Annotated in this window: 5 protein-coding genes and 1 pseudogene; all 6 read left to right on the top strand. The window is 61.8% G+C overall.

What is annotated here, in order from left to right; all coding sequences use genetic code 11:
- Positions 1-41: 41 nt before the first annotated feature.
- A pseudogene (locus HU811_RS27665) lies at positions 42-272 on the top strand (helix-turn-helix domain-containing transcriptional regulator); the annotation flags it as partial.
- A gap of 328 nt (positions 273-600) precedes the next feature.
- Complete coding sequence (locus HU811_RS24055) at positions 601-1,005, top strand: DUF2946 domain-containing protein (RefSeq protein WP_186658461.1); 405 nt, start codon at positions 601-603, stop codon at positions 1,003-1,005.
- Between the two features lie 47 nt (positions 1,006-1,052).
- Positions 1,053-1,532 (top strand): copper chaperone PCu(A)C, encoded by a 480-nt coding sequence (locus HU811_RS24050; protein WP_186658459.1) that lies wholly within the window; start codon positions 1,053-1,055, stop codon positions 1,530-1,532.
- A 12-nt stretch (positions 1,533-1,544) separates the two neighbouring features.
- Complete coding sequence (locus tag HU811_RS24045) at positions 1,545-1,988, top strand: DUF2946 domain-containing protein (protein WP_437179504.1); 444 nt, start codon at positions 1,545-1,547, stop codon at positions 1,986-1,988.
- 84 nt (positions 1,989-2,072) lie between these two features.
- Positions 2,073-4,211 (top strand): TonB-dependent copper receptor, encoded by a 2,139-nt coding sequence (locus tag HU811_RS24040; RefSeq protein ID WP_186658457.1) that lies wholly within the window; start codon positions 2,073-2,075, stop codon positions 4,209-4,211.
- Positions 4,212-4,336: 125 nt separating this feature from the next.
- A complete protein-coding gene (locus HU811_RS24035) occupies positions 4,337-5,716 on the top strand; it encodes a PepSY-associated TM helix domain-containing protein (protein WP_186658455.1) in 1,380 nt (459 codons plus the stop codon).
- Positions 5,717-5,814 lie beyond the last annotated feature (98 nt).

Raw genomic sequence — 5,814 nt, 5'->3', positions numbered from 1 at the left:
ACAAAAAAATTACGCAATACCCTTAGATTTTAGGTAACGAAATGGCCCTTACACGAAGCTATAAACATACAATTGCGAAGCGTGCCAATCGTGATCCTGAGTTCGCCCGGATTCTTCGAGATGAAGCTTTTACGCGTTTCGACGCTGCTAGCTATCTCAAAACGCATGCAGAAATGATGGCTTACTTGGATGCTTGCCTCGAAGAAGACACGGGTGATGGCGTTCTGACTCGAGCAGCCCTTAACGATATCGCTCGCGCAAAAGATATAACGTAGATTGGGAACGATCTCCGTGGTGAGGGCGCTTGCTCCCGCTGGGCCGTAGGAGCTGTCGAGTGCAACGAGGCTGCGATCTTTCCCCAGCCACTTGGGTCTCAAGCGAAAGATCAAAAGATCAAAAGATCGTCCGAACGCCCGAGCCTTCGGCAGCTCCTACAACCGAGCGGGAGCAAGCGCCCTCGACACAAAAGCATCCACTTACAAAACTGTTGCTACTGTTAATACCAGCCCTGCGACCCTACACCGCACGCACTCTTTTTACTTATCAACCCCGATCAGGCTAAATACCGCCACCTGATCGTCCAACCGAGCGGATTGCCCCATGTCCCGACAACGGCTTGCATTTGCCTGGATCGCCTGCTTTGCAGTGCTGTTCAACATGCTTGCCATGCCGCTTTCCGGCAGCGGTGGCGCGATGGCACAGGCCCAGTCGCCAGCCGAGCAATTGCTGTGGGGAAGTTTCTGCTCTTCCAGCGGCACGAAACTGGTGGCGATTTCCCTGGGCAAGTTCGAGCAGAGCACCCCGCAGAACGACGATCACTCGACAATGCAGCATTGCTGGTGCTGTGCGGGGTCGCCGCCCTTGGTGACGCTCACCGGGCACGGGCCGCAGTTGTACCTGGATGCTCAGCCGGCCCATCGCGGCCCTGCCCATCCACTGCTCGACAGCCCCACACCGCGCCAGCAATGGCCGAGCCTCAATCCCCGCGCCTCACCTCTGGCCTGATTCTTCCCGCATGACCCTGCGCCCTGAATCGTTCCGGAGAATGACCCATGCTGAACAGACTTATCCTGCTGGCCGCCCTGCTGCTTCCCGCAGGCTTCGCCCAAGCTCACCAGTACAAAGCGGGCGAGCTTGAAGTCGCCCATCCGTGGTCCCAGGAATTGCCGCCCAATGCGCCGACCGTGGCCGCGTATTTCGTGATTCACAACAACGGCACCACCGCCGACCGACTGCTCAGTGTCGACACGCCGATTGCCGGCAAAGCCGAGCTCCATGAGCATGTAAAGCAAGACGACCTGATGAAAATGCAACAAGTAGCTGCCGTGGAGATTGCTCCTGGCGCGAGCGTCACCTTCGCACCCATGGCCTATCACGTGATGCTGCTGGAGCTGGAAGATCGCAGCCTGCTCAGCGACGGCAAACGCTTCCCTCTGACCCTGCATTTCGAAAAAGCCGGGGATGTGACGGTCGATGTCGCGGTGCAGAAAAAAGCCCCCGACAGCAGCAAAACCCAAATGCACGCCCACTGATAACTTCTGCCGATGCGAACTCCCCGCGCCAGGTCGGTCATGCCCCGCCGTCAGCTGATGAGCCTGACACGCGGCAGCTGGATCAGCCTGTTCGCCATGCTGATGATCTTTATCGGTCCACTGATTTCTCAGTCGATGCCGATGGATCAGCGCATGTCCTCGTCCATGACCATGACCATGACCATGGAAATGGACATGTCGGCGGGCGTTCACGCCGAGCATGAAGCACCCACAGCCGAACATTGCCCGCCCCAGAGCGAGCATCACGCACTGTGGGAAAAGTGTGGTTATTGCAGCCTGCTGTTCAATTGCCCTGCGCTGACGGGGGGGCATGGCTTCGCCGCCTTCGATACACCGCCACCCCACACCTACACCAGCCCCTCGCCACGCCTGGGCCATGCTCGGACGTCATTCTTCCCCGGTGCCCGCACCCGCGCACCGCCCCTCCTCGCATAGACCCGATACTTAATCTCACTCGGTCGCAAAGACAGCCCTCAGGTTGCCCGACCGTGTCGTTTACGTCTGTTCGATGGAATCATCATGTCCAGGTTTTCTGCCGGCATCGCATTGGGCGCAGCCCAGGTTCGCTGCCCCCCGAACGAGCCACGGGTTCGTTTTCGCTACACCGCCACCGCACTGTGCGGACTGCTACTCGCGCCCTGTGCGCTGGCCGACGAGCATGCTCACCACGAAGCTAAGCACGAAGCTAAGATCGAAGAGCTGAGCCCGACGGTCATTACCGCCATCGCCCCCAGCTCGCCCCTGACCGTGGTCACCAACCCCAAGGATCCGCGCCAACCGGTACCGGCCAGCGACGGCGGCGATTATCTGAAGACCATTCCCGGTTTCGCCCTGGTGCGCAACGGCGGCACCAATGGCGACCCGGTACTGCGGGGCATGTTCGGCTCGCGGCTGAACATCCTCACCAACGGCAGCATGCTGCTGGGCGCCTGCCCAGGTCGGATGGACGCGCCGACGTCCTATATTTCGCCGGAAACCTACGACAAACTCACCGTGATCAAGGGCCCGCAAACCGTGCTCTGGGGCCCGGGCGCATCGGCCGGGACCGTCCTGTTCGAGCGCGAGCCGGAGCAGTTCGGTGAACTGGGCACCCGGGTTAACGCCAGCGTATTGGCCGGTTCCAACGGGCGCTTCGACAAGGTCGTGGATGCGGCGGCCGGCGGGCCGTTGGGTTACGTGCGAGTGATCGGCAACACCGCTCATTCGGACGATTACCGTGACGGCAACAATGACACGGTGCCGTCGCGCTATGACAAGTGGAACGGCGACGTGGCGCTGGGCTGGACGCCGGATGCCGACACCTTGCTGGAGCTGACCGCCGGCAAGGGCGACGGTGAAGCACGCTACGCCGGGCGTGGCATGGATGGCTCGCAGTTCAAGCGTGAAAGCCTGGGCTTGCGTTTCGAGCGATCGAACATTGGCGATGTGCTGGATACGATCGAGGCGCAGGTCTACTACAACTACGCCGACCATGTGATGGACAACTACACGCTGCGCACGCCGTCCGGCACCGGGATGATGGCCGGCCCCATGGCGTCCAACGTCGACCGCCGCACCCTCGGCGCACGCATCAAGGCCACCTGGCGCTGGGCCGATGTGCAATTGATCAGCGGCCTGGACGCCCAGACCAACGAGCATCGCCAACGCAGCAGCATGGGCATCGACACCTACAAGGAACGGCCGCGCACCAAGGACGCCGACTTTCACAATTACGGCGTGTTCGGTGAGTTGACCTGGTACGCCGCCGACCGCGACAGGCTGGTCAGCGGCGCCCGTCTCGACCGCGCCTCGGCCAAGGATTATCGGCAAAGCATCGGCTCCGGCATGTCGGCACAACCCAATCCTACAGCGGACGAAACCCGCGCCGACACCTTGCCCAGCGGCTTTGTACGTTACGAGCATGACCTGGCGGATAGCCCTGCCACCCTCTATGCGGGCGTAGGCCACACGCAACGCTTCCCGGATTACTGGGAGCTGTTTTCACCGAAAACCGGCCCTGCCGGGTCCGTGAACGCCTTCGACTCGATCAAGCCGGAGAAAACCACCCAACTCGACTTCGGCCTGCAGTACAAGACCGACACCCTCGAAGCCTGGGCATCGGGGTACGTCGGGCAGGTGCGCGACTACATCCTGTTCGATTACACCCCCGGCATGATGGGCACCACCTCCCGGGCCGAGAACATTGATGCACGGATCATGGGCGGCGAGCTGGGCGCGGCCTACAAGCTGACCGAGCGCTGGAAAGCCGATGCCACCCTGGCCTACGCCTGGGGCAAAAACAGCAGCGATGGCAGCGCCCTGGCGCAGATGCCGCCGCTCGATGCCCGCCTGGGCCTGACCTACAGCGAAGACCGCTGGAGCGCTGGTGCCCTGTGGCGCGTGGTGGCCGCGCAAAACCGTGTCGACGAGAACAAGGGCAACGTGGTGGGCAAGGACTACGGAAAGAGCTCCGGGTTCGGGGTGTTCTCCCTCAACGGCGCCTACCGCATCAATAAGCACTGGAAGGTCAGCAGCGGCGTCGACAACCTATTCGGCAAAGCCTACGCCGAACATCTGAACCTGGCCGGCAACGCCGGGTTCGGCTACCCGGCGAGTGATCCGCAAGCCATCAACGAACCGGGGCGCACGCTCTGGACCAAGGTGGATATGAGTTTCTAAAAGCATCGCGGGCAAGCCTTGCTCCCACAGGATTGCATGGCTCTGGGAGCCAGGCTTGCCCGCAATCGGTTGCGCAGCAACCGCAAAAACATAACGATCACATTTGCCCTGCGGAGCGCTTTCTGATGAGCCAACCGAAACCCAACTTCTACAACCTGGCCTGGCGCTGGCATTTTTATGCCGGGCTGTTCGTGGCGCCATTCATGGTGATGCTGGCCCTGACCGGCATCATTTACCTGTTCAAGCCGCAACTCGACCCACTGATGTACGGCAGCCTGCTGAACGTACCCGCCGGGCATCACACCCTGGCGGCGGACGACCTGCTCAAACAGGTCCGGCACGCCTACCCTGAAGGCCAGGTCAAACAGTACCTGCCACCGATCAATGCCGAGCGCAGTGCGCAATTCGTGGTGATCGACAAGGGCCGTGAGCTGAATGTGTTCATCGACCCGTACCATGGCGATGTCCTCGGTGAACAGGACGCCAAGGACAACCTGCAAGCCATCGCCCGGGCCATCCACGGTGAATTGATGATCGGCACCGTGGGTGACCGACTGGTGGAAATGGCCGCCGGCTGGGGCGTGGTCCTGGTGGTGTCGGGCCTGTACCTGTGGTGGCCTCGCGGGCAGTCGTCGGCCGGGGTGTTGTGGCCACGCTGGAGCGCTCGCGGTCGTGTGTTCTGGCGCGACTTGCATGGGGTCGTCGGCTTCTGGGGCGCGGCGTTTCTGCTGGTGATGCTGCTCAGCGGCATGACCTGGACCGGCTTCTGGGGCAAGCAATATGCAGACCTCTGGAACCGCTTCCCGGCCGCCATGTGGAACGACATGCCCAAGTCCGACGTCGCGGCCGGCAGCCTCAACAATGCGCACCGCCAGACCGTACCTTGGGCCGTGGAAAATACCCCGATGCCGATGTCCGGCGACCATGCCGAACACATGGCCCACGGCGGCGCCCATGAAGGCCCCGCCGCGCCGAACGTCAGCCTGCAAGCGGTGCAGGACATCGCCACCGATCGCAAAGTGGAACCTGGCTACAGCATCACCCTGCCGACCACCGCCACGGGCGTATTCACCATCGCGGTATTCGCCGATGACCCGCGCAACGACGCGACCCTGCATGTGGACCAATACAGCGGCAAGGTCCTGGCGGATGTGCGTTGGGAACATTACGGCATCGTCGCCCGCGCCACCGAAACCGGCGTGATGCTGCACGAAGGCAAGATGTTCGGCCCGTTGAACCAGATCATCGTGCTGCTGATTTGCCTGATGATCCTGCTCAGCGCCGTCAGCGGCGTGGTGATCTGGTGGAAGCGTCGGCCCCAGGGCAAGTTCGGCGTACCCGCGCTGCGTCACGACTTGCCGACCTGGAAGACCGGGGTGTTTATCATGCTGGCCCTGGCAGTGGTGTTTCCGCTGGTGGGGGCGTCGCTGCTGGTGACGTGCTTGCTGGATCGGCTCGTCACCCGTTTCAATCGCCAGCCTGAGGGGGTTTCATCTTCAAGTTGAAGACAGCACGTTAACGACAGGCGGCGCGAAACCTCTACAATCGCGCCCGCTTCCAAGGTGTAGCAGTTCCCTGTGGGAGCGAGCCTGCTCGCGATTGC

This window comes from Pseudomonas tehranensis (assembly GCF_014268615.1).
GTDB classification, from domain to species: domain Bacteria; phylum Pseudomonadota; class Gammaproteobacteria; order Pseudomonadales; family Pseudomonadaceae; genus Aquipseudomonas; species Aquipseudomonas tehranensis.
The sequence above is the reverse complement of the archived record's forward strand: the minus strand, read 5'-3'. Positions and strand labels throughout refer to the sequence as shown.